Source organism: Rhizobium sp. P1_E1 (assembly GCF_056406015.1).
In genome coordinates this window covers 1-22,814 of the sequence record NZ_JBFUAY010000060.1, presented here as the reverse complement: position 1 = coordinate 22,814, position 22,814 = coordinate 1, and the positions used below count along the sequence as shown (strand labels likewise).

Sequence of the window (22,814 nt, the reverse complement as noted above, 5' to 3'; positions counted from 1 at the left end):
CGGCTTCCGCGTCCGCCCTTGTCAGTGCGCGACTACTTCTTCAGACTTGGAAGGGTGACCTGAAAGACCTGGAACATGGTGTCGACGTCGGCACCGCCGTCCGCCTTGTAGGCTGCACCCACCTGGAAACCATCCTGCGTCAAGAAGTCGTTGTCATTGGCGACGAACAGGAAGTAGTCGTCCGGCAGGTTCGGGTCGAGAACGCTCGCAAGCCCCATGGCTTCCCATTTTTCCGACAGATTGTTCTTGTCGTTCGGCGCGCCGTTGTGCAGGCCGAAGCGGGCAAGCTCGGCCTTGTCGTTGAGATCGATGAAGGGTGTCAGCGTCGCCGGCGTCAGCGAGGGATCGACGACGCCCTTCGGCGCGATCGGCTTGCCGGCGTCGAAATCGCTGCCGGCGATGTCGGTCGCAGCGGAAACGTCGACAATACCGACCTTGCGGTAGAGCGAGGTGTCACCCTTCAGGCCCTGGCCGTTGCCGCTGTCGCGGGCGAGCATCAGAAAGGTCTTGTCGGAAAGAGCGACGATTTCGCTCTCCGCGGCGATCGTCGTCTTGTCCTTGGCGTCCTTGAAGACCGGCAGCGGTACGACATATTCGTGCACCAGTTTCAGATGATCGGGATCGGCGGCGTCATAGATCATGGCGCGGGTATTTTGGCGGGTCGAGCCGGAATCGCCGCCGTCCTGGCGGGCAGCCGACTGCAGCACTGATATGATGAACTTACCGTCCGGCGTCATCGCCATGCCTTCGAGACCCTGGTTGTTCTGGCGGCCGGTCTCTGGATCCTTCGGGTCCGGCGCGGATGCGCCGGGGCCGGGATTGTTGGAGGCGAAGCTCAGCGCGCCCTTGCGCATCGGCAAAAGAGCTTTCGGCGGCTGGGTGGCAGACAGCAGGTGGCCGTCGGCCGAGAAGTGATAGATATAAGGGCCATATTCATCGCTGACGAACATGGTACCGTCGGCCATGCGGATGATGGCTTCATTGTCGAGCGCGATCTTGCCGTTCGTCGCCTGCGGCAGCGGCGGAAAATCGCCGGCAGCGGGGCGGACGGCGGATTCCGGGTCGAGACCCGTCATGTCGCCACCCTTGTCGTCGATGAAGAGCGTGGAATCGACGAGCTTTGCGTCGACGCCAGACTGTTCCTTGCCGGCCTCGGGTGCCGCACCCGGAGCGGTCGGTGTCAGGCCGATCGAGATGGTGTTCAGGCGGGGCCGATAGTCGACGGTGCCAACGGCGTTGTAACCGCGGTCGGGCAGCAGGTAGAGCGTGCCCTTATAGCTGGCGCCGTCGCGGCTCCAGGCGGCCTGATCGACCGCCATGCCCGAGCCGGAACCGAAGGTCTCGCCGAATTTGTCGCGCTCGTTGGCCGGGATACGCCCGATGCCGACCAGGCCCTTGTTGACGAAGGTGAGGCCACCGACGGTGGCGGAATTCTCGGCACTTGCGACGGCCGGAATGGCGGCGGATGCGGCGAGAACCGCGGCGAACAGCCGCGATGCGTACGGTCTTATACTCTTCATGGAAATACCCTCTCGGTCAAAAGCGCTCTCGAAACGGTTTCCGCCTGCAGGCTGGACACCGCTTCAAATGACACCCCGGCCTGGATTCGATTTCCCGATGGCACAACAGGCCCTGGATTTCGTCGCCCCATATCCCCGGCAGACGGTCTATGACGGGATCGTGATATCTGGATGACACTTACTTCTCAGTGAAAGCGTCGTGCTGAAGACGATCTCAGCTTTCGGCTATCCGCACTCCAGCTCGCGCTCTATCCGACCGGATAAGGCCCTTCGGCAAAGACCTCGTCGTGGTAGCCTTTGGAACCGATATCCAGTGCCAAGGGGCTTCGCCATTCCCTGTCGTCGCGCAGGCAATCGAGTACGAAACGGAAATCATATCGCGGCTGCCAGCCGAGGTCCTGTCTTGCGCGTTCGTTGACATAGACACGGTCGAGCGCCGGAAACATTTTCCAGCCGCGTAATGCGTAGAGGGCGCCTGCACCCGGGAACAGCCGTTCGACGACATGAGGCGCGTTATGCCTGATCGCGGCAAGATCGCTCGCCGAAAACGGCGTCGTGGCGGAGACGATGTAGCGGCCAAAGCCGATTGCCGGTGCCTTTTCCAGCGCCAGCAGATGGGCGCCGACCACATCGCTGATGTCGACGCGGCGGTGAAGAAGCTCGTTGGCCTGGGCATTCTCCGCCGAATATCTGTTGCGAATGGCGGGGCCGTCGTCGTTTTCGGGAAAGAAACGCGACGTCCTGAGAATGACCACCGGCAGGCCGGATTTGCGGGCAAAGAGTTCGCACAGGCCTTCGGCGGCGAGTTTCGTTACGCCGTAGATGTTTTTTGCGACGGGAAGCACGTCCTCGGTCACCCATGCCGCCGGTTCGCCGGCAACCGGCGTCAATGCCGCGCCGAAGGTGCTGGTGGTGCTGGTGAAGACGAAGCTTGCGACGCCTGCGGCGGTCGCCTCTTCGAGCAGGTGCAGAGTGCCGGCGATATTTGTGTCGAGGAAATCGTAATTGCCGTGGGTCGCTACATGCGGCTTGTGCAGCGTCGCGGCATGGATGACGTGGCTGATGCCTGACATCGCCTGCCGGACGAAGGCGCGATCACTGATCGAGCCGACCATGTCGGTGAAAGCCGAGGGCTTGATATCGATGCCGCGCATCCAGCGGCTTTCCGCCCTCAGCGTTCGCATCAGCGCCTCGCCGAGATGGCCGGCACTTCCCGTCACCAGTATCGTCATCACATCGTCTCCTAACCGTTCGGCGGCGGACGCTATAAAGACTAAGGTTTCCAGACAACGCATAAATTATGCATGGGAATGCAGGAAAGCTGCAGCCTCAGCCGATGGTCGTGACGAGACGGCCGGCGCTGCCATCGGAACGCATGATCCTTTCCCAGGTCACGCGGCCGGCGGCGATCGGCAGCAGAGCATTGCCGTTGGCGCCGGTATCGAGGGTCAGCGACGAGAGCCTGCCCGCATGCCAACCGTGCTCCTCCAGCGACTGCTCGGCGGCGGCGATTTCGGCGGAAGCGTAGGGGAACAGAGAGCGGCCGAGAAAGGCGCCGAGCGGCGCCCGCCACTCCGCCTGCCGCGGGCGGGAGGCGGAGAGCAGCCGGTGGGTGCGGTCGCAGATCAGATGCACCGGCCGGACGGAATCCTCGACCAGCCGCTTCAGCGCCGCATCGACTGCTGCATGTCGCGGCGAGGCGAAAATCCGTTCCAGCTTGACGGCCTGTTCGGGTGATAGGGCGAGCTGATCGCGCTCCCAGCGTGAGATCGTCGCCTGGTTGACGCCGAGGAGCTCGGCGAGATGTCCTTGCTTCATGCTGCGCAGCAGCCGCATGCGGCGTATGCCGGCTCCCGATATCGTCATCCGTCTGATCCCGTGCCGTTTTTGCCAGCATAAGGCTTCGGCGGACCGGGCGGCAAGGCGGTTTGACGCCGGGTCATTATTCGGGCTGACCTTCCAGGTCGCCTTTCAGCCGGTCGAGGATAGAGAGCGCATGGCCGGCATAGGCGCTGATCCAGCGGTCACAGATATGCTTGATCGGCAGGCTGTTCAGGTGGTTCCAGCGCTCGCGGCCCTCCTTCCTGGCGATGACCAGGTCGGCCTCCTCCAGCACCTTCAGATGCTGCATCACCGTGCAGCGGTCCATCTGCGGAAACATCTCGCAGAGGGTCCCTGTGGTTCGGGGGCCATCCTTGAGCAGATCGAGGATTTCGCGGCGGCGATGATGCGCCAGCGCCTTGAAGACAGGATCGTCGGTTGATTCGCTTGACATGTTATGTTTTTATAACATAATGAAGCCAAGTACAACGGAAACAGCCACAATGGAGAGGAGGAGAAGTGTCATGTCTCTCGGAATCCGCGTTTCCGGCCGCATCGGCCGCCCCGTCGCCGAGGTGTTCGATGCCGTCGTCAATCCGAAGAAGCTCAGCAGCTATTTCACCACGATCGGCGGGGCGAGCGCACCGCTCGTGAAGGGCACGACGGTGACCTGGTGGAAGGATGCGCCGGTCGAGGTGGTCGAACTGGTGCCGGAAAGCCGCATCGTGCTGCGCTGGGATGGCGGCACCGGCGAGGACGAGGCAAGGTACAAGACGCTGGTCGAGATGAACTTCAAGCCGTTGGAAGACGGCGGCACCTTGGTGACCATTGCCGAGACCGGCTGGCGCGAAGACGATGCTGGCCGGCGCGGCAGCTATCTCAACTGCGAAGGCTGGACGCAGATGCTTTGCTGCATGAAGGCTTTTGTCGAATATGGCATCAATCTGCGCGAGGGCATGTTCCTCAGCGAAATGAAGGGTGAGCCGGCCAGCGCGCCGGACATTTGACAGGACGTCGGTCTCAAGGAGGTCAGTGGCGCAATCGTCGCATTCGCCAATATCACCGAGACTTCGCTTGCCTGTCACACTGCGGGTGCTAATTTCCGGATTCGATACTTCATTTCGGTTTCCAGGAGATTCATTATGCAGCTTGGCATGGTTGGTTTGGGCCGCATGGGCAATTATATGGTCCAGCGCTTGATGCGAGGCGGTCACGAATGCGTCGTCTACGACGCCAGGCCGGAAAGCGTTGCCGAGCTCGCAGGCCTCGGTGCGACCGGCAGTGCTTCGCTCCAGGAATTCGTCTCGAAGCTCACCCATCCACGCGCCATCTGGCTGATGCTGCCGGCGGCGATCGTCGACAAGGTGCTGGCGAGCCTGGTGCCGCTGCTTGAGAATGGCGATATCGTCATTGACGGCGGAAACTCTTATTACCATGACGACATCCGCCGCGGCGCCGACCTCATCACCAAGGGCATCCACTATGTCGATGTCGGCACAAGCGGCGGCGTCTTCGGCCTCGAGCGCGGTTATTGCCTGATGATCGGCGGCGAGAAGGGTATCGTCGAACACCTTTCCCCGATCTTCGCGACGCTGGCACCCGGCGTCGGCAAGACGGAAGCCTCGCCGAACCGGAGCGTTGAAGCGGCTGCGGCCAGCACCGCGGAGCAGGGTTACCTGCATTGCGGTCCGCATGGCGCCGGTCATTTCGTCAAGATGGTGCATAACGGCATCGAATATGGCCTGATGGCCGCCTATGCCGAAGGCATCAATATCCTGAAACACGCCAATATCGGCGCAGCCTCGCATGAGACCGATGCGGAAACCGCGCCGCTCGCCCATCCGGAACATTTCCAATACGACTTCAACCTTCAGGATGTCGCCGAAGTCTGGCGCCGCGGCAGCGTCATCACCTCCTGGCTGCTCGATCTCACGGCCGATGCGCTGCATGCTGACCCCGCACTATCGAAATATGCCGGCCGCGTTTCGGACAGCGGCGAAGGCCGCTGGACGATCATGGCGGCAATCGACGAAAGCGTGCCGACGCCGGTGCTGAGCGCTGCGCTCTACGGTCGCTTCTCCTCGCGCGACAATGACGAATTCGCCAACAAGGTGCTGTCGGCGATGCGTGCGGGCTTCGGCGGCCACGTGGAAAAACCGGCCGCGAAATCCTGAAGGCAAGCGACTTCACTCACCGTTCCGACAAAGCCGTCATCCTGACGTAGCGAGCGCAGTGCTTCGTTTCGAGGAGGCGGCGACGTTTGCCTTTACTAGCCATCGGTATGGTTTCCCTACTGCTTGCTGGCGGCAACGGTCGCGAGTATCCATTGCAAAGTGTCGGCGCTGCTTTGCACGAGCGACCGACATTTCATTGGAGGCGGTCATGGAGCGTGGCATGGCAGGGGGCTTGAAGGCCGTCATATCAGGCATACTGGCATTGCTTGCGCTTTTTTCGGCGGTTTCGCCTGTCTTTTCCCAGACGCCGCCGGCGCAAGTGCCGGCCGCGGCCGCCCCGCCGGCCGAAGTGCGTCAGATGATGGAGCTCATGCAGACTCCTCAGGTCAAACAATGGATGTCGACGCAAATGGCGACGGCGCCCGCGAGCGATTCGGCGGCCAGCGACCAGATGTCGGTGCTGTCAGGTCTGCTGCAGCATGCCCGCCGGCACGTCTCGATGGTCTCCGATGCGGCGATGACGCTGCCCTCGCAGGTCGGCCATGCTTCCTCGCTGTTCTTCGGTGAAATCGCCGCCACCGGATGGTCGCGCATGGTGGCGCAGTTTCTGGCGATTTTCCTGCTCGGCACCATCGTCGAGCGCATTGCCCGCTATGCCTTCCGCCGCCGCCGCCAGGCGGCGCAGATGGCGGGCATGCATCTCGCCCCGCGCGTCATACCGGCGCTGATCTTCGCAGTGGCGACGGCGCTTGCTCTTCTCAGCGTCAGCTGGCCGCCGGTCAGCCAGCGCATCGCGATCGTTTGCGTTGTCGCGCTTGTGGTCAGCGCTTCACGATTTGTCTCGGCGGCGTACTGGTCGATCTCATCGGGCTTGCGCGGGTGGAGGAAGAACGGCAGGGTATCACTGATCCGATCATGCCGGCGCGCGCGGTTGCATTCTTCTGGTATCGGCGCTGTGCGACTTTCGTCATCTATTTCATTTTCGGCTGGGCGGTGATCCAGTCGATGGAGCCGCTCGGTTATTCCCCGAGTGTGCGGCTCCTCGTCGGCTACATCCTGGGCATCGGCCTGCTGCTGATCGCCATCGAGGCGGTCTGGTCGCGGCCGCACAAGGACGAGAAGCGTGGTCACGGGACCTCCTGGGCGCTCACCGTCTATTTCCTGTTGCTCTGGAGCCTCTGGGTCGCAGGCTTCAACTGGCTGCTCTGGCTCGGCATTTACGTGCTGCTGCTGCCGCGCGTGCTTGCCGTCTCGACGATTGCGGTAAAATCGCTGCAGCAGACCGAAGCGAGCTTCCTTGCCACGCGCCGCATTGCAGCCGTGCTGCTCGACCGTGGCGTGCGGGCGCTGATCATTGCCGTTGCCGCCATCTGGCTTGGGCATATGCTCGGCGTCGGCGCCGATACGATGGCCGCGGGCGAAACGATGATCGACAAGATCGCGCGCGGCGTGATCGGCGGCATCGTCATCCTGCTTGCCGCCGATCTGCTCTGGCATGTCATCAAGGCCTATATCGACGGCAAGCTGCTCGATTCATCCGTGGATGGCGGAGCAACGGATGAGGAGAAGGCCAAACGCGCGCGGATACAGACGCTGCTGCCGATCTTCCGCAATATTCTCGCCGTCGTGATCGCCGTCATTGCCGTTCTGATGGTGCTCTCCGGCCTCGGTATCGAGATCGGGCCGCTGATCGCCGGCGCCGGTGTCGTCGGCGTCGCAGTCGGTTTTGGCGCGCAGACGATCGTCAAAGACGTCATCAGCGGCATGTTCTATCTCTGGGACGATGCCTTCCGCATCGGCGAATATATCGAAAGCGGCAGCCACAAGGGCGTGGTCGAGGCCTTCAGCCTGCGCTCGGTGAAGCTCAGGCATCATCGCGGGCCGCTGACGACTGTACCCTTCGGTGAACTCGGCGCAGTCAAGAACCTCAATCGCGACTGGACGATCGACAAGATCAGCCTCAACGTCAAATACGACACCGATCTCGTCAAGGCGAAGAAGGTGATCAAGCAGATCGGGCAGACCCTGCTCGAAAATCCGGAATTCGGTCCTCATATCATCGAGACGCTGAAGATGAAGGGTGTCGAGCAGTTCGGCGAATTCGCGATCGAAATCCGGCTGTCGATGATGACGAAGCCTGGCGAGCAATTCGTCATCCGCCGCAATGCGCTGGCGATGATCCGCAATGCCTTCCAGGAAAACGGTATCGAATTCGCCGTGCCGACGGTGCAGGTGGCAGGCGATCGCGACGCGGAGGTGGATGCTGCCGTCGCGCGCTACGCCGCGCATGCGCGGGCGGGCGGCGAGCCGGCGGCGTGAACCGCCTCACATCGCGCCGGCGGCTGCGATCAGCAGGCCGCCGATGATCGCCATGTTGGTTTTCCAGGTATTGATCGCGCTGTCGCGTGCCGTTCCCTGCATGTCCCAGAAATTCAGCAGCATGACGGTGGCGGCCAGCGTGAAGATGATGAGACCGAATGCCGCTGCCGCGACAAAAAGGCCGAGCATCAGCAGGATGCCGACGACGATCTGGAATATGCTGCCCAAGACCAGCACCCATTTTGCAAAAGGGACGCCGCGGGTTTCGATCGCCTCGGTCAGCGGCACGATAACGAAAAAATGATGAATGCCGCCAGCGACATAGAGGCCACCCAGCAGCAGACGTCCGACGGCAAGCATCACGAAGGCCGGACCATCCTGCATATCGAACCATTCTCCCGCGTCTCGACTCTCCGTCGAGCGCAAGGCTCTTCCGAAGCTTACGAAAATGCAATGCACCGTGACGCCCGGCTGCGCAAATTCGCCCCAATTGAGGATGATGGAGGCGCAGGCGGCGGGGCTGGGGTAGCAGCGGCATGGCTTCATAGAGCTTATATGCCTCTCATGTTACGTCTTTCGAAATGATTCCCGCCAAGCTGGAAGTTGCAGCAGGGTACGAGATGTCGGGGCACGGCAATTTGGAAGAGATGGAAGAAACGGACGGGTTTTCTTTTCGCGGGCTTTTCAGGCGTTACAGAACGCCGCTGATGGCAGCCGCGTCACTGGTGGTCTTCTGCCTCGTCGGTTACGCGATCATGCAGCTTACCAACGAGGTGCGTTATGACGACGTCGTCGGTGCGCTGGCGGCGACCAGGCCGAGCGCGATCCTGCTTGCGCTGTTCTTCACGGCGCTCAGTTTCCTCTCGCTGATCTTCTACGATCTCAACGCCATCGAGTACATCGGCAAGAAGCTGCCCTTTCCGCATGTGGCGCTGACGGCGTTCAGCGCCTATGCCGTCGGCAATACTGCCGGTTTCGGCGCGCTTTCGGGCGGCGCGATCCGCTACCGCGCCTATACGCGCCTCGGCCTCTCGCCGGAGGATATCGGCCGAATCATCGCCTTCGTCACGCTGTCCTTCGGACTGGGTCTTGCGGGCGTCGCGGCGATCGCCCTCATCGTCATCGCCGACGAAATCGGCCCGCTCGTCGGCGTGAGCCCCTTCCTTCTGCGGCTGATCGCCGGTTCGATCGTCGCCATTCTGGGCGCGGTGATGATTATCGGCCGTGACGGGCGTGTGCTCGATCTCGGCCCCGTCGCAATCCGCTTGCCGGATTCGCGTACCTGGTCGCGCCAGTTCCTCGTCACCGCCTTCGATATCGCCGCCTCGGCGTCGGTGCTCTACGTGCTGCTGCCCCAGACGGCAATCGGCTGGCCGGTCTTCCTCGCCGTCTATGCGATCGCCGTCGGTCTCGGCGTGCTCAGCCATGTTCCGGCCGGGCTCGGCGTGTTCGAGACCGTGATCATCGCCTCGCTCGGCAGCGCGGTGAACATCGATGCCGTGCTCGGATCGCTGGTGCTCTACAGGCTGGTCTACCATGTGCTGCCGCTGTTGATCGCCGTGCTCGCGGTCTCGGCGGCGGAGCTGCGTCGTTTCGTCGACCATCCGGCCGCCTCCAGCATGCGACGTATCGGCGGGCGACTGATGCCGCAGCTGCTGTCGGCTCTCGCGCTGCTGCTCGGCGTCATGCTGGTGTTTTCGAGCGTCACGCCGACGCCGGACCAGAACCTCGAATTCCTCTCCAACTATCTGCCGCTGCCGATGGTCGAAGGGGCACATTTCCTCTCCAGCCTGCTGGGGCTGGCGCTCGTCGTCGCCGCGCGCGGCCTCGGCCAGCGGCTCGACGGCGCCTGGTGGGTGGCCGTGTTCTCGGCGCTTGCTGCGTTGACTTTGTCGCTGCTGAAGGCGATCGCGCTCGTCGAAGCCGCTTTTCTCGCCTTCCTCATCTTCGGGCTCTTCGTCAGCCGCCGGCTCTTTACCCGCCAGGCCTCGCTGCTCAACCAGGCGCTGACTGCGTCCTGGTTGATGGCGATCGCCGTGATCGTCGTCGGCGCCGTCGTCATCCTGCTCTTCGTCTATCGCGACGTCGAATACAGCAACCAGCTCTGGTGGCAGTTCGAATTTACGGCCGAAGCGCCGCGCGGGCTGCGCGCCGTACTCGGCATCACCATCATCTCGTCGGCGATCGCCGTCTTCAGCCTGCTCCGGCCGGCGAGCTTCCGGCCGGAGCAGGCGACGGACGAGGCGCTGGTGCGTGCCGTCGAGATCGTCATGAAGCAGGGCAACGCCGATGCCAATCTGGTGCGCATGGGCGACAAGAGCATCATGTTTTCGGAAAACGGCGAAGCCTTCATCATGTATGGCCGGCAGGGCCGCTCCTGGATCGCGCTGTTCGATCCGGTCGGCGACCATCGCGCCGTGCAGGAACTCGTCTGGCGTTTCGTCGAAGCGGCGCGTGCCGCTGGCTGCCGGGCCGTGTTCTACCAGATATCGCCCGCGTTGCTGTCCCATTGCGCCGATGCCGGCCTTCGCGCCTTCAAGCTCGGCGAACTGGCGGTGGCCGATCTGAGGACCTTCGAGATGAAGGGCGGCAAATGGGCAAACCTTCGCCAGACGGCAAGCCGCGCCCAGCGCGACGGGCTGCAATTCGCCGTCGTCGAACCGCAGGACGTGTCTTCCGTCATCGATGAACTAGCCGCCGTTTCGACGGCCTGGCTCGAGCTTCACAATGCCAAGGAAAAGGGCTTCTCGCTCGGCGCCTTCGATTCCGATTATGTCTCCTCGCAGCCGGTCGGCATCCTGAAAAAGGACGGCAGGATCGTCGCCTTCGCCAATATCCTCGTGACCGAATCCAGACAGGAGGGCACGATCGATCTCATGCGCTTCTCGCCGGACGCGCCGAAAGGCTCGATGGATTTTCTCTTCGTGCAGATCATGGAATATCTGCGAGGGCAGGGTTTTACCCACTTCAATCTCGGCATGGCGCCGCTCTCCGGCATGTCGAAACGCGAGGCGGCGCCCGTCTGGGACCGCATCGGCAGCACCGTCTTCGAACACGGCGAGCGCTTCTATAACTTCAAAGGCCTTCGGGCATTCAAATCCAAGTTTCATCCGCACTGGCAACCGCGCTATCTTGCGGTCTCCGGAGGGGGCAATCCGATGATCGCGTTGATGGACGCGACATTTCTGATTGGGGGCGGATTGAAAGGGGTAGTGAGAAAATGATCAGGACAATCCTTCTTGCCACGGCATGCGCCTGCATGCTCGCGGCCGCACCGGCTGATGCCGCCGAGGAAACCACGCAAAGCTTCGAAACCGGGCTCATCCCGTCGCCGCACATCTTCCTGCCGGAAGGGGAGGTGAAGGGCACGGTGATGCTGATCTCGGATGCCGCCGGCTGGGGCGACTATGAGAAGGCCGAAGCCGACAGGTTGGTCGCCGAAGGCGCCGTCGTCATCGGCGTCGACTTTCCATCCTATATCCAGGCGCTCAGCCGGTACGACGTCAGCCTCAACGACGGCTGTGTCTACATGGTGTCGGACATCGAATCGCTCAGCCAGCAGGTGCAGCGCGCGACCGGCAACAACGCCTATCACCTGCCAATCGTCGCCGGCATCGGCGAGGGCGGGGCCTTGGCGCTGGCGATCGCCGCGCAAACGCCGGATGCGACGATCGGCCAGACACTTGCCGTTAATCCGGTCGCCGGCATTCCGCTTGCCCAGGCGCTTTGCACGCCGGCGTCCAAGCAAGTGGTCGGCGAACGCACCGTATATGGCCTCAGCGACGGCGTCCTGCCGGACCCGATCATTACCGTCTTCACGCCTGATGCCAACAAGGATGGCCGGGCGCATGCCGAGGCGCTGAAGAAGGTCCATGACGCGATCGAGATCCGCGACTCCACCGACGATGCGCAGACGGCGTTTGCCGATACGCTCGACGATCTCGTCACTGCCTCCGGCGCCTTCGGCAACCCGCTTGGCCTGCCGCTGGCTGTGCTCGAGGCAACGCCGGCCTTCGATACGATGGCGGTGATCTATTCTGGCGACGGCGGCTGGCGCGACATCGACAAGGAGGTCGGCGGCACGCTGCAGAAGGAAGGTATTCCGGTCGTTGGCGTCGATTCGCTCCACTATTTCTGGTCGGAGCGCAAGCCGGAGGAGACCGCCGCCGATCTTTCGAAGATCATCGATTTCTACCGCAAGCAGTGGAAGGTGAAGCATGTGCTGCTCGTCGGTTATTCCTTCGGTGCCGATGTCGTGCCCGCCACCTACCAGCTCCTCAAGCCAGCCGAAAAGTCGGCGGTGGCGCAATTGTCGCTGCTGTCGCTTTCGCACGAAGTCGACTACGTCATCTCCGTTCTCGGCTGGCTCGGCCAGAAGACGGAAGGCGCGGGAGGCGATCCCGTCGGCGATCTGAAGAACATCGATCCGAAGCTCGTGCAATGCATCTACGGCAAGGACGACGATGATGATGTCGCCTGTCCGGCGCTGAAAGATAGCGGCGCCGAGGTCATCGAACTGCCCGGCGATCATCACTTCGACGAGAATTACGACCTTCTCACGAAGACGATCATCGACGGCCTGAAGAGACGACTGCAGGACTAAAGCGCAGCGCGTCCGATAGGACGCGCTAAGGACGCTTTAACACTTTGAAATCAGCGCATCAGCGTTTCTTCGTTCCAGCCGAGCGCGGTGAGTTCCGTGCCACGAAACCGCGCATCGTCGGCAACGATGATTTCGTCGAGTTGCGGCGGAGCGACGCTGGTGCCGGAGAGCATCGCATGCACCTGGCCGCGATGATGGGTCTGATGCTGGAAGAGGTGGCCGATCACGTCTTCCATCCGCTCTTCTTGGATGCGGGCGCCGCGATGGAGGCTGATGGTCGAGGTGAGCCTCTGCGGCGTCAGGGCCTCGCAAAGTGCCACCAGGCGCTGATCGACCTTCGCCTGTGCTTCTGCCAGCGAGGAAACGTCATCGAATGGTTCGTCGGCCTCGAAGGCCTTGAGCCCGAGCGTTCCGCCTTCCAGGCCGTCGACATAGAACCAATCGACCGTGATGATGTGGTTCAAGGTTTCCTTGATCGAGGGGAAGAAGCTGGTGCGCGGCGCTTCGAATTCGCCGGGCTTCAATGTCGCGCAGGCCTGAAGCAGCCGGCGGTTGGCAAGGGCGTTGTTGTAGGCAAGTTTTCGAAATGGCCTGACAGGATCGAAGGTCGGCATCGGCGCATCTCCTCTTTAAGCGCTTTTGGCTACAGCGCCGCCGCGCGCCTTTTGAGGCGCGCAAAAGACGCTGTAACACCTTGAATTGCTTGCATCAGTTCTTGTCATCGAGATCGCCGTCCCGCCAGACGAGATGACGTGGCGCAATGGGCAGGCTCTCGATTTCATCGGCGATGAAATAGGGCGGGATGTCGAGTGTGGTCAGGGCACTACGCGTTGCTGGCACCCATTTGAATTCGAGATAGTTGTCGCCGTCCTCGATCCGATGGATGATTTCGCCCGGCCGGAAGGGGAATTCCGCCGGGATGTCCATCAGATAATACAGGCCGAGTTCATGCCAGTCGCGCTGTTCGTAGTGGAAAAAATTCTCGACGATCCACAGCAGGCGGAAGATAGTGACTTCGACGCCCAGTTCCTCCACCATCTCTCGTTTGAGCGTTTCCTCCGACGTCTCGCCGATTTCCGCCCTGCCGCCTGGAAAGGTCCAGAAGGGTTCATGCACGGCGCGATGGACGAGCACGTGGCCATCGCGAAAGCCGAGGCCGGCGATGCGATAGTTGAAACGCTCAGCGCCCGCATTCAGGCGGATGAGAGTGCGCTTGGTCATGCCATTCTTTTCCAAGATCGATCACGACAATTTCCGGCGGCACGCCGAAGCGGACCGGTGCAATCGAGCAGCCGAGGCCACCGGAAACGATGATATTACGCCCCTCCTCGATCATATGGCCATAGGCGTAGCGATTGCCGTATCGCGAGGGCACGATCGGTGAACGGCCGAGGAGACGGATCTGTCCGCCATGGGTGTGGCCCGATAGCGTCAGCGAGACGCGCTCGGGCACGCGCGGAAAGATATCGGGTTCATGGGCAAGCAGGATGACCGGCGCATCGTCCGTCACCTGAGCCATCGTTCCCTCCAGATCGTCGAGGCCGAGCATCTGCGTGCGGCCCCACTTCCGGCCCGGCAGCAGCGCCAGCTGATCTTCGAGGCCTGCGAGCCAAAACCCGCGGCCATCCTTTTCGAGCCGTACGGCGCGGTTGCCATAGACCGGGATGCCCACGTCGGCGAGGGCTCGGTGTCCGAATGTTTCCATCCCGCCGTTCTTCTGGGCGGTCCTGTCCTCCCACCAATCGTGGTTGCCCATGATCGCATGGACGCCGAGAGGGGCCTGCAAGGTGGCGAGCGCCTTCGACCATTGTCTCGAATGCACGTACTGCGTCACCATGTTCATACCCGCAGCGTAATCGCCAAGCAGGACGGTAACGTCGCCTTCGAGTTCATTCGCCTTGTGGCAGATCGCGGCAATGCGGCTTGCCGACATCCAGGGTTCACAGGCATGGAGATCGGCGAGCGCGACGACGCGCAGCTTGAGCCCTGGCGTCCATCCCGGCGGCGTCAGCTGGTAGTGGGTGATGGCGAGACGCGCGAGCGGTTCATAAGCGAAGGCATAACCACCGAGCGACACGACGCCTGCGAGACTGCCGCCGAGAACCTTGAAAAATCCGCGGCGGGTGATCACTCAATTGTCCTCCTGGAACAGCCGGAACTGCGCAGCCTCCATATCCTTAGGTGGTTGCATTCCCAGATGTTTCCACGCGATTGCGGTCAGAACACGGCCGCGTGGCGTGCGTTGAATGAAACCCTGCTGGATCATGTAGGGCTCGATGATGTCCTCGATCGCGTCGCGCGGCTCGGAAAGGCCGGCGGCAATGGTTTCGATGCCGACCGGGCCGCCGCCGAAATTGACAGCGATCATGTTGAGGTAACGTTTGTCGAGCTGGTCGAAGCCGACATTGTCGACCAGCAGGCGGGTCAGCGCCTCGTCGGCGATCTCGCGGGTGACGGCCTCTGCCCTTGCCACCTCGGCAAAGTCGCGCACACGCCGCAACAGCCGGCCGGCGATGCGCGGGGTGCCACGGGCGCGTCTTGCGATCTCGCGGGCGCCCTCCTCGGTGATCGGCAGGTTCATCAGCCGCGCGCCTCGGCGCACGATCAGTTCCAGCTCCTCGACGGTGTAGAAGCTCAGGCGCACCGGAATGCCAAAGCGGTCGCGCAGCGGCGTCGTCAACAGGCCAAGGCGGGTGGTGGCCGCCACCAGCGTGAATTTCGACAAGTCGATCTTCACCGAGCGAGCCGCAGGGCCTTCCCCGATGATGAGGTCGAGCTGGAAATCCTCCATGGCCGGATAGAGGATTTCCTCGACGGCGGGGTTGAGGCGATGGATCTCGTCGATGAAGAGCACGTCGCGCTCCTCGAGATTGGTGAGCAGGGCAGCGAGATCGCCGGCCTTGGCGATCACCGGGCCCGACGTCGAGCGGAAGTTGACGCCGAGCTCTTTGGCCATGATCTGCGCCAGCGTCGTCTTGCCGAGGCCTGGCGGACCGACGAAGAGCACATGGTCCAGCGCTTCGCCGCGGTTTTTCGCCGCCTCGATGAAGACCTTGAGATTGGCGCGCGCTTCCGCCTGGCCGGTGAACTCGTCTAGCGATTGCGGGCGCAACGTGATATCAAGGTCTTCGCCCCGCTTTTCCGGCGATATCAGGCGGGCGGAGTCGCTCATGTCAAAAGTTCCATTCCAGGTATGGTTTTTGCGGCTTGGGCATCGAATGTCCTGGTTGTCACGCAGCCCGCATCACGATTACGAAGGGCGATGAAGACATCTGCAAATTCTGCATTTGTCCGCACCATGATTGCGAGCGTCTCCTCGACTACTCTTTCATCTTCAAGGATCAGGTCGGCCGAGTCCAACAAGTCCGAAATCGCCTCCATGATCTGTTCTCTCTTCAGCTTGATCCGTTGTCTCAAGAACCAGGCGCATTCCATCAGCGTGATGCAACTGATATAGCCGGGTGCCGTATCGGACAGGCTCGCGAAGAGCGTTGTGACCTTCTCCGTCTGGACGACATCGTCCTTCAGGAGGAAGCGCAGCATAATATTGGTGTCGAGGCCAATCATCTTGCACTAGTCGCGTGATCGGCGATGGCTTCCCCAATCGCCTCGTCCATTTCCGTCAAAGTGATCGTCGGTCGGTTCGGATCGTGAAACTTGCCTGCAAGGTCGATGGCGCGTTTGTTCTTGGCTTTCATGATGATTTCGCCATCGCGATTGATGTAGCGGATCCTGTCGCCGGACTTCAGATTCAGCAATTCACGAACTTCAGCCGGAATTGTTGTCTGGCCCTTCGATGTCATCGTACCGTAGTAGATATTCATGCGGATCTCCTTACCATTCAAGTTTAGTAAGGAATAGCGATATATTCAAGGAAATCACCGCGCCAGCTCTTTCAATCCCAGCCTGATCAGTTTGGCGCTGTCGGCGCCATCGCCCGCCGCCTTCATTGCCGCGGCAACCGCATTCGCGGCCTGGTCGCGGGAATAGCCGAGGTTGGTCAGTGCGGACACCGCATCGGCGACGGGTGCTGCCGCGACGCCTTCACCGAGTTCCTGCTTGAGAGCGATATTGATCGCTTCGCCGGCAAAGGCCGGCGCCCGGTTCTTGAGCTCGGTGACAAGACGCATCGCCACTTTCGGACCGACGCCCGGCGCACGCGAGACGGCGGCGCGGTCCTGCAGGGCGATCGCATTGGCGAGTTCGCCTGGCGTCAACGTCGAGAGCACGGCGAGCGCCACCTTGGCACCGACGCCCTGGACGCTCTGGAGCAGGTTGAACCATTCCCGCTCCAGCGCGGTCATGAAGCCGAAGAGCCTCAGCTGGTCCTCACGCACATAGGTTTCGATAAACAGCACGCAGGCCTCGCCGGCCGAGCCGAGCTTGGACAGGGTGCGGGCCGAGCAATGGGCGACGTAGCAGACGCCGTGCACATCGACGAGCACATAGTCTTCGCCGATCTCGTCTATGGTGCCTTTCAGCTTGCCGATCATGGGTCGGGTCTCTCAGCAGATGGGAACAAGTCAAGTATAGATTAACCGGCCAGTGCCTGGCGCATCCGGTTGCTGCCGCGATTGTGCGCATGGCAGATGGCGATCGCCAAGGCGTCGGCGGCGTCGTCGCCCTTGAATTCGACTTTCGGCATCAGGATCTTCAACATCATATGGATCTGGTGCTTTTCGCCATGGCCGACACCGATGACGGCCTTCTTGACGGCGTTCGGGGCATATTCGGAGACCGGCAGCCCGGCACGTGCCGGCACCAGCATGGCGATGCCACGGGCCTGGCCAAGCTTCAGGGTTGCCACCGCATCCTTGTTGACGAAGGTCTGTTCGACGGCGGCTTCATCCGGCTTATAGCTGTGGACCATCTCCGCCAGGCCGTCGTGCAGCTGGCAGAGACGGGAGGCAAGGTCCATGTCTCCATCAGAGGTCACGGTTCCAGATGCCACAAACCGCAGGGAATTGCCTGATGTGTCGATCACTCCCCAGCCGGTGCGACGAAGCCCGGGATCGATGCCGACGATGCGAATCGTATTTTGCATGGTTCAACCTATAGCGATTGCGAAATAAGTGCCATCGATATGTGAACAAAACAAAAACGTTCCTGAATTTCGGCCCTGCCATTTACCGCGAATTAAAACAGATGCCTGAATTCTAGTCATCGAATACGAGAGGGGCTTCTTTTGGCAAAGAGTTAAGCCTCCGATGTTCTGTTTACAGGTCAGTAGATCAGGCATGCGCTGCGTGCCCGCGCTGGCAGGCGCGTTCAGAAGGGGTTCGTTGTACATGGCTCAGAGATTTCAGTCCCTGTCCTTCAAGGTCATCGTCACGTTCATTCTGATGACCGTGCTGTCCATCGCGGTCATCGATGTGCTTGCCTATTTCGCCAGCAGCCGCATTTCCGACGAGCAGGCGCTGAAGGCCAAGGAAAGTGTGCTGATTTTTCGCGGCGACATGCTGCAGGACCAGCTGACGCAGCTTGAAAACCAAGCAAATTCCATCGCGCGCATCGAGGCGCTGCAGATGTCGATCACCAATCTGAAGAGCGGCTGGAAGACCATCGAGAAGACCGCGGGCGATGCCCGCGCCGAACTGAAGAAGGTTTTCATAGCAGGCAACCCCAACCCCGCCGACCAGCGCGAGAAGCTCATCAAGCCGGAAGGGCCGAGCGGCTTTTATTATTCGAGCCACGAGAAGACGCAGGGCGAAGTCGCCCGCGACCTCGAGGATACCGCCTTCAGCGATCTGCTGATTGTCGATCTCGAGGGCACCGTTCTCTATTCCTATAAGAAGGAAGACGACTTCGCCGAGAACCTGAAGTCGGATGCCTGGAAGAGGACCGGCGCCGGCATCGCATTCGCCAAGGCGATCGAGAATACCGCCAAGGCGACCGATGATGCAGCGCCGACAGGCTTTTCCGGCCTTCGTGTCGATGCCGGCAGCGGCAAGTCGGCGATCTTTTATGCCGTGCCGATCGTCAAGCTTGGAGCGGCCAAGGGCGTCATTCTCTTCAAGGTGCGCGACGAGATCGTCACCGGCATCCTCGCCAAGGGCATCGTCCAGGACAGCACGGCGCGGGCGGCGATCGTCTCCGGCGATGGCTCCGCCGTCGGCCTCGACGCGAGCGGCAAGCTTGCGACGCTCGATACGACGCCCTTCACCTTCATCAAGAGCGCGCTTGCCAGTTCGGCGATGACGGTTGCCGATTTCAGCCGGGCGGACGGCGCGGCCCGCGCCTATGTCCGCGGTATCGACTATCGCGGCGACCGTTTCCTCGTGGCCGAGAGCGTGCTTCTGAGCGAGCTCAATGCCGGCTCGATCGAGATCGCCACCCTGCTGACGATGATTGGCGTCGGCGTGCTCGTCGTCATGGCGATCGCGACCGGGCTCGTCACCAATTTCCTGTTTTCGCCGCTTGCGCGGCTTGCCGGCGTCACCCGCGATGTCGCCGACGGCAAGCTCGACAGCGAGATCGGCAGCCTGAACCGCAAGGACGAGATCGGCACGATGGCCAACGCGCTCGACCGCTTCCGCCACTCGCTGATCGAAAGCCGCGAGCTCGAAGCTGCCAGCGAAGAGACCCGCCTGCAGGCCGAGCACGACCGCCAGCAGAATCTGGCCGAGCGTGAGGCCGAGGCCAAGACGCTGCAGCAGGTGGTCGAGGCGATTGACGAGGGCCTGCATCATCTGGCGAACGGCGATCTCGCCTACCAGATCGATACGCGCTTCCCGAACGAGCTCGAAAGCCTGCGGGTCAATTTCAACGAGGCGCTGGCGACGCTCAGCGAAACCATGACGGCAATCGGCGGCAACTCCATGGCGGTGCGCGCCGGCTCCGAGGAGATGCGCACCGGCGCCGACGAGCTTGCCGGGCGCACCGAGCGCCAGGCCGGCTCGATCACCGAGACGGCAAATGCGATCAGCGCCATCACCCAGTCGGTCCGCCGGCAGATCGAGCGAGCCGAACAGGCCGAGCGCATCGCCCGCGACGCCAAGAAGGAGACGACGGGTTCCGGCCAGATCATGCGCGAGACGATCGCGGCGATGGAGGCAATCCAGGCCTCCTCGCGCCAGATCAACACGATCATCTCAGTCATTGACGACATCGCCTTCCAGACCAACCTCCTGGCCCTCAATGCCGGTGTTGAGGCAGCGCGCGCCGGTGAATCCGGCAAGGGTTTCGCCGTCGTCGCCATGGAAGTGCGCGAGCTGGCCCAGCGCTCATCGAGTGCGGCCAAGGAGATCTCCAGCCTGCTGCAGAAATCGACGCATGAGGTCGAAAGCGGCGTTACGCTTGTGGAAAAAGCGGGCGTTGCGCTGACGGGCATCGGCGCCCATGTCGAGGCGATCAATGGGCAGATCAACGAGATCATGGGTGCGACCCGCGAGGAGGCCAATACACTGCGTGAGATCAATAGCGCCGTCGCAGAACTCGACACGATGACGCAACAGAACGCCTCGATGGTCGAGGAGACGACGGCGGCGATCCACCGGCTGGCGACGGAAGCCCTGGAAATGGACCGCCAGCTCGACAATTTCACGCTACCGCATAGCCATCACAAGCAGAGCGCCGAGGTGCATGTGCTGCGCCGTCAGCGGTAAGCCACACCTTTCCACATTGCATAAGGGTCGCGCTCGCGCGGCCTTTTTTGTTGCGTCCATGGTTTGGAATGGCGCCGGCGCGAACCTACATAGACGGCATCGTCCAACTGCCCGGCAGGTTTCCCATGGTTCCCTTCTCCATACTCGACCTTTCCCCCGTTGCCGAAGGCAGCACCGTGCACCAGTCCCTCAAGGCCTCGGCGCGAATGGCTGTGAAGGCCGAGGAGTTCGGTTACAAGCGCTTCTGGCTTGCTGAACATCACGGCATGCCGGGGATCGCCAGCGCTGCCACATCAGTCGTCATCGGCCATGTCGGGGCCGCGACAAAGCGCATCCGCATCGGCTCCGGCGGCATCATGCTGCCCAATCACTCGCCGCTCGTCATCGCCGAGCAGTTCGGTACGCTGGAGGCACTCTTCCCCGGCCGTATCGATCTCGGCCTCGGGCGCGCGCCGGGAACCGACATGCGCACGGCACAGGCGCTGCGGCGCAACCTCGAGGCCGGTGCAAACAGCTTCCCGAACGACGTGGTGGAGCTGCAGCAACTCCTCGATACGCCGGTCGAGAACCAGGCGATCCTCGCAGTTCCCGGCAATGGTTCACGTATCCCGATCTGGCTGCTCGGCTCCAGTCTCTACAGCGCCCAGCTCGCGGCCATGCTCGGGCTTCCCTATGCCTTTGCCTCGCATTTCGCCCCCGACATGCTGCTCGATGCGATCGCGATCTACCGTGACCGCTTCCAGCCCTCGGCGACGCTCGACAAGCCGCATGTGATGGTCGGCGTCATGGGCGCGGTGGCAGCGACGGACGAGGAGGCGCGCTACCATTTCACCTCCGCCCAGCAGCAGTTCGTCAATCTGCGCCGCAATGTCCGCGGCCCGTTCCCACGTCCGGTGGCCGATATGGGGGATTTCTGGTCGCCGATGGAGAAGATGAATGTCGAACACACGCTGCGTTATGCCGTGGTAGGCTCGCCGAAGACGGCGGAGGCGAAACTGACTGAGTTTCTGCGGGAAACGCAGGCCGACGAGGTGATCATCTCGATGCCGATCCACGACATTGAGGCACGGCTGACATCGGTGGAACTATTCGCAGGTCTGGGGAGCTTTATGCGAGCCGCCGCTTAGAACAGGATGATTTTAGGCTGGGTCGGCCTGTCCGAAAACCGCCCACACTTTTCGGCATCATGCTCTAGGATCTACGCAAGGCGCACTCTGACGGCGCCACCTTTCCGGTAAGAAAAAACCCGGCGTTGCAGCCGGGTTTTTATATTTGACATCTGCCTGAGGAGATCAGGCCGAGAGCTTCGCCAGCACTTCTTCCGAGACTTCGAAGTTGGAATAGACGTTCTGCACGTCGTCATCGTCTTCCAGGCTGTCGATGAGCTTCATCAGTGACTGGGCTTTTTCCTCGTCCACCGGCACGTTGTTCTGGGCGCGCCAGACGGCCTTGACGGTTTCGGCTTCGCCGAGGCTCGATTCCAGCGCTTTCGCCACTTCGCCGAGGGCTTCGAAGCCGCAGGTAATGTAGTGGCCGTCTTCGTCGGTCTCGACGTCGTCGGCGCCAGCTTCGATTGCGGCTTCCATCACCTTGTCGGCATCGCCGACGGAAAGCTTGTAGGTGATTTCGCCGACATGGTCGAAGGAGAAGGAAACGGAACCGGTTTCGCCGAGAGCGCCGCCGGCCTTGGTGAAGCTCGAGCGGACGTTGGAGGCGGTGCGGTTGCGGTTGTCGGTCAGAGCCTCGACGATGATCGCCGTGCCACCGGGGCCGTAGCCCTCATAGCGGACTTCGTCATAATTTTCGCCGTCGGCGCCGGCTGCCTTCTTGATGGCGCGGTCGATATTGTCCTTCGGCATGGACTGCGCCTTGGCGTTCTGGATCGCCAGGCGAAGGCGGGCGTTCATCGTCGGGTCGGGCAGGCCGGCCTTGGCGGCAACGGTGATTTCGCGCGCAAGCTTGGAGAACATTTTCGACCGCACGGCATCCTGACGGCCTTTGCGGTGCATGATGTTTTTAAACTGTGAATGGCCAGCCATGGCACCCCTGTCCACGTCTCATTGTTCGGAATGGGCCGCCTTATAAGAGCGAAACGGCACCCGTTCAAGGAAAAAGCAGTTCGGAACAAAGGCGGGGGGATGGCGTTTCAATCGAACTCCATCCAACGGAAAGGAACGGCCATGGCAAGTCTCAGCGAGGCGCAGGAACATCCAGCACGTCAGCTCTGGGATCAGGTCAACGATGTCCATGCCGGCATGCTCGGAATTTCCGGACTGGATATGCACATGCAGCCGATGGCGCCGCATGCCGATCCCACCACCAACACCATCTGGTTCTACACCAAGACCGATGCCGACATCGTGCGCGCCATCAAGCCCGGCAGCCGCGCGCATTTCTGTGTCGTCGGTAAGGATCACGACTATCACGCCTGCCTCGCCGGTGTGATTGAGGTGCATCCTGACCCTTCCAAGATCGAGGAATATTGGAGCTCGATCGTCGCAGCCTGGTATGACGGCGGCAAGAAGGACCCCAAGCTCACCATGCTGTCCCTCCATGTCGACGATGCGGAGATCTGGGTTTCCACAGGCAACAAGCTGAAATTCGGCTGGGAGATCGCCAAGGCCAATCTCGACGATGACAAGATGCCGGATGTCGGAATCAAGCGTCACCTGCAGTTCGCTTGACGCGCAGTGCCCCTGCATAATTCCTTAAATCGGAATCGATTTAAGGATAAAATTATGCAGCAATTCAAAGTGCTACAGCGTCCTTTGCG

General features: G+C 61.7%; 21 protein-coding genes and 1 pseudogene. 8 read left to right on the top strand and 14 right to left on the bottom strand.

The genetic code is table 11. The annotated features are described in order from the left end of the window. Positions 1-32: 32 nt before the first annotated feature. The 4 genes from AC1D1Z_RS20090 to AC1D1Z_RS20075 all read right to left on the bottom strand — a co-directional run bounded on the left by AC1D1Z_RS20090 (position 33) and on the right by AC1D1Z_RS20075 (position 3,795). The gene (locus AC1D1Z_RS20090) at positions 33-1,520 is read right to left on the bottom strand and encodes an esterase-like activity of phytase family protein (RefSeq protein WP_130653014.1); all 1,488 of its coding nucleotides are present in this window, start codon (positions 1,518-1,520) and stop codon (positions 33-35) included. Between the two features lie 248 nt (positions 1,521-1,768). After that, complete coding sequence (locus tag AC1D1Z_RS20085) at positions 1,769-2,752, bottom strand: NAD-dependent epimerase/dehydratase family protein (protein ID WP_130653013.1); 984 nt, start codon at positions 2,750-2,752, stop codon at positions 1,769-1,771. A 97-nt stretch (positions 2,753-2,849) separates the two neighbouring features. Beyond that, positions 2,850-3,386: a helix-turn-helix transcriptional regulator gene (locus tag AC1D1Z_RS20080; protein WP_130653012.1), complete on the bottom strand. Its 537-nt coding sequence runs from the start codon at positions 3,384-3,386 to the stop codon at positions 2,850-2,852. A gap of 76 nt (positions 3,387-3,462) precedes the next feature. After that, positions 3,463-3,795: an ArsR/SmtB family transcription factor gene (locus AC1D1Z_RS20075; RefSeq protein WP_130653011.1), complete on the bottom strand. Its 333-nt coding sequence runs from the start codon at positions 3,793-3,795 to the stop codon at positions 3,463-3,465. A gap of 70 nt (positions 3,796-3,865) precedes the next feature. On the opposite strand from AC1D1Z_RS20075, the gene AC1D1Z_RS20070 reads away from it, so the two are divergent. The 3 genes and pseudogenes from AC1D1Z_RS20070 to AC1D1Z_RS20060 all read left to right on the top strand — a co-directional run bounded on the left by AC1D1Z_RS20070 (position 3,866) and on the right by AC1D1Z_RS20060 (position 7,834). Next, positions 3,866-4,348: an SRPBCC domain-containing protein gene (locus AC1D1Z_RS20070; protein ID WP_130653010.1), complete on the top strand. Its 483-nt coding sequence runs from the start codon at positions 3,866-3,868 to the stop codon at positions 4,346-4,348. Between the two features lie 135 nt (positions 4,349-4,483). After that, the gene (gene gnd / locus AC1D1Z_RS20065) at positions 4,484-5,515 is read left to right on the top strand and encodes a phosphogluconate dehydrogenase (NAD(+)-dependent, decarboxylating) (protein ID WP_018243460.1); all 1,032 of its coding nucleotides are present in this window, start codon (positions 4,484-4,486) and stop codon (positions 5,513-5,515) included. 208 nt (positions 5,516-5,723) lie between these two features. Then, a pseudogene (locus tag AC1D1Z_RS20060) lies at positions 5,724-7,834 on the top strand (mechanosensitive ion channel family protein). Between the two features lie 6 nt (positions 7,835-7,840). Here the strand turns inward: AC1D1Z_RS20060 and AC1D1Z_RS20055 are convergent. Further along, positions 7,841-8,218, bottom strand: coding sequence for a DoxX family protein (locus AC1D1Z_RS20055; protein WP_130653009.1), 378 nt, complete (start codon positions 8,216-8,218; stop codon positions 7,841-7,843). 236 nt (positions 8,219-8,454) lie between these two features. Here AC1D1Z_RS20055 and mprF point away from each other — a divergent pair, with 236 nt between their 5' ends. Continuing rightward, positions 8,455-11,058 carry a bifunctional lysylphosphatidylglycerol flippase/synthetase MprF gene (gene mprF, locus AC1D1Z_RS20050; RefSeq protein WP_130653008.1) on the top strand — a complete coding sequence of 868 codons (2,604 nt, stop codon included), beginning with the start codon at positions 8,455-8,457 and terminating at the stop codon, positions 11,056-11,058. Continuing rightward, positions 11,055-12,437, top strand: a complete 1,383-nt coding sequence (locus tag AC1D1Z_RS20045) for a virulence factor family protein (protein ID WP_018445927.1) — start codon at positions 11,055-11,057, stop codon at positions 12,435-12,437. The genes mprF and AC1D1Z_RS20045 overlap by 4 nt, the downstream gene beginning before the upstream one ends. Before the next feature lie 50 nt (positions 12,438-12,487). Here AC1D1Z_RS20045 and AC1D1Z_RS20040 read toward each other — a convergent pair whose 3' ends face one another. The 8 genes from AC1D1Z_RS20040 to ruvC all read right to left on the bottom strand — a co-directional run bounded on the left by AC1D1Z_RS20040 (position 12,488) and on the right by ruvC (position 17,481). After that, on the bottom strand, positions 12,488-13,051 hold the full coding sequence (locus tag AC1D1Z_RS20040; RefSeq protein WP_130653007.1) for a DinB family protein: 564 nt from the start codon (positions 13,049-13,051) through the stop codon (positions 12,488-12,490). A gap of 94 nt (positions 13,052-13,145) precedes the next feature. Then, positions 13,146-13,658 (bottom strand): NUDIX hydrolase, encoded by a 513-nt coding sequence (locus tag AC1D1Z_RS20035; protein WP_130653006.1) that lies wholly within the window; start codon positions 13,656-13,658, stop codon positions 13,146-13,148. Beyond that, a complete protein-coding gene (locus tag AC1D1Z_RS20030; RefSeq protein ID WP_130653005.1) occupies positions 13,618-14,568 on the bottom strand; it encodes a metallophosphoesterase in 951 nt (316 codons plus the stop codon). The genes AC1D1Z_RS20035 and AC1D1Z_RS20030 overlap by 41 nt, the downstream gene beginning before the upstream one ends. Continuing rightward, complete coding sequence (ruvB, locus tag AC1D1Z_RS20025; RefSeq protein WP_028733494.1) at positions 14,569-15,609, bottom strand: Holliday junction branch migration DNA helicase RuvB; 1,041 nt, start codon at positions 15,607-15,609, stop codon at positions 14,569-14,571. Continuing rightward, on the bottom strand, positions 15,606-16,004 hold the full coding sequence (locus AC1D1Z_RS20020; protein ID WP_017968120.1) for a PIN domain-containing protein: 399 nt from the start codon (positions 16,002-16,004) through the stop codon (positions 15,606-15,608). Before AC1D1Z_RS20020 ends, ruvB begins: the two co-directional genes overlap by 4 nt. Then, complete coding sequence (locus AC1D1Z_RS20015) at positions 16,001-16,261, bottom strand: AbrB/MazE/SpoVT family DNA-binding domain-containing protein (RefSeq protein ID WP_018445922.1); 261 nt, start codon at positions 16,259-16,261, stop codon at positions 16,001-16,003. Before AC1D1Z_RS20015 ends, AC1D1Z_RS20020 begins: the two co-directional genes overlap by 4 nt. A gap of 54 nt (positions 16,262-16,315) precedes the next feature. After that, a complete protein-coding gene (gene ruvA, locus AC1D1Z_RS20010) occupies positions 16,316-16,930 on the bottom strand; it encodes a Holliday junction branch migration protein RuvA (protein WP_018243450.1) in 615 nt (204 codons plus the stop codon). Between the two features lie 41 nt (positions 16,931-16,971). Then, on the bottom strand, positions 16,972-17,481 hold the full coding sequence (ruvC, locus tag AC1D1Z_RS20005) for a crossover junction endodeoxyribonuclease RuvC (RefSeq protein WP_018243449.1): 510 nt from the start codon (positions 17,479-17,481) through the stop codon (positions 16,972-16,974). 244 nt (positions 17,482-17,725) lie between these two features. On the opposite strand from ruvC, the gene AC1D1Z_RS20000 reads away from it, so the two are divergent. Continuing rightward, a complete protein-coding gene (locus AC1D1Z_RS20000; RefSeq protein WP_130653004.1) occupies positions 17,726-20,041 on the top strand; it encodes a methyl-accepting chemotaxis protein in 2,316 nt (771 codons plus the stop codon). Positions 20,042-20,166: 125 nt separating this feature from the next. Further along, on the top strand, positions 20,167-21,168 hold the full coding sequence (locus AC1D1Z_RS19995; RefSeq protein ID WP_130653003.1) for an LLM class flavin-dependent oxidoreductase: 1,002 nt from the start codon (positions 20,167-20,169) through the stop codon (positions 21,166-21,168). A gap of 165 nt (positions 21,169-21,333) precedes the next feature. Here the strand turns inward: AC1D1Z_RS19995 and AC1D1Z_RS19990 are convergent, their stop codons facing one another. Continuing rightward, positions 21,334-22,080, bottom strand: a complete 747-nt coding sequence (locus tag AC1D1Z_RS19990; protein WP_018243446.1) for a YebC/PmpR family DNA-binding transcriptional regulator — start codon at positions 22,078-22,080, stop codon at positions 21,334-21,336. Between the two features lie 141 nt (positions 22,081-22,221). On the opposite strand from AC1D1Z_RS19990, the gene AC1D1Z_RS19985 reads away from it, so the two are divergent. Further along, on the top strand, positions 22,222-22,725 hold the full coding sequence (locus AC1D1Z_RS19985) for a pyridoxamine 5'-phosphate oxidase family protein (protein ID WP_018445919.1): 504 nt from the start codon (positions 22,222-22,224) through the stop codon (positions 22,723-22,725). Positions 22,726-22,814 lie beyond the last annotated feature (89 nt).